General features: G+C 70.3%; 2 protein-coding genes. One reads left to right on the forward strand and one right to left on the reverse strand.

Annotated features, from left to right (window positions below; genetic code table 11):
• Positions 1-433, reverse strand: a 433-nt coding sequence (locus PLL68_RS15550) for an amino acid permease (protein ID WP_324535644.1), incomplete at its 3' end; no start/stop codon positions are given.
• Positions 434-541: 108 nt separating this feature from the next.
• On the opposite strand from PLL68_RS15550, the gene PLL68_RS15555 reads away from it, so the two are divergent.
• Positions 542-1154, forward strand: a 613-nt coding sequence (locus PLL68_RS15555) for a N(G),N(G)-dimethylarginine dimethylaminohydrolase (RefSeq protein WP_324535646.1), incomplete at its 3' end; no start/stop codon positions are given.

Consider the following 1154-nt stretch of genomic DNA (forward strand, 5'->3'; position numbering starts at 1 on the left):
GCACCCCGATCGTGGAGTCGAGCAACTCGTTGAAGTAGCCGCTCCAGCCGACCGCGACGGCCGCCGTCGCCACGCCGTACTCCAGGAGCACGCAGCCGGCGATGATGACCGCGACGAGCTCTCCCATCGCGTGGTACGCGTACGAGTACGTCGACCCGCTGACCGGGATGGCGCTGGCGAGCTCGGCGTAGCACAGCGCCGACAAGCCCGCCGCGAGGCCAGCGATGAGGAAGCTGACGATCACCGCCGGTCCTGCCTCGGGCACCGACTCGCTGAGGACGAAGAAGATGCCGGTGCCGACCGTGGCGCCGACGCCGAACATCATCAGCTGGAACGTCGTGAGGTTGCGAGCGAGCTCTTCCCCCTCGTGGTGGTGCTGGCGGAAGACGATCGGCTTGCGCCGCTTGAGCTGTTCGCCCAGTGACATCGACATCGGGTGGTTCCTCCCTCGAGCCCAACACGCCCCATGGCGTCGGCGCTCAACGTAGTGAGTTACCGGCCAGTTCGCGAGGGGGAGACCAGAACTCCTACAGTGGGCGCCATGCCGACCGCCCTCGTGCGCCGTCCGGGCCCCCGCCTCGCCGACGGCATCGTCACCCACATCGACCGTTCACCCATCGACCTCGACCTCGCGATCGAGCAGTGGACGGCCTACTGCGCGGCACTCGCCGCAGCCGGCTGGGACGTCGTCGAGGTCGAACCCGCCGACGACTGCCCGGATGCCGTGTTCATCGAGGATGCCGTCGTCGTCCACGGCGACCTCGCCGTCATCACCCGCCCGGGGGCCCTCGAGCGGCGCGGGGAGACCGCCGGGGCGGAGCGGGCCGTGCGCGACCTCGGCCTGCGGGTCGTGCGGATCGAGGAGCCGGGCACCCTCGACGGGGGTGACGTCTTGCGCGCCGGCGACACCGCCTACGTCGGGCTCGGTGGGCGAACCAACGGCATCGGCATCCAGCAACTGGCCACCCACCTCAAGGAGTTCGGGGTGCGCGTCCAGGCCGTCCCGGTCACCCGAGCCCTGCACCTGAAGTCGGCCGTCACGGCGCTGCCCGACGGCACCGTCATCGGTTGGGGGCCGGTCGTCGACGACAAGGAGGCCTTCCCCGTCTACGAGGACGTGCCCGAGGAGGGTGGTGCCCACGTCATCGTCGTCG

Origin of the sequence: Ornithinibacter sp. (assembly GCF_035443565.1) — a bacterium.
Lineage (GTDB): Bacteria > Actinomycetota > Actinomycetes > Actinomycetales > Dermatophilaceae > Fodinibacter.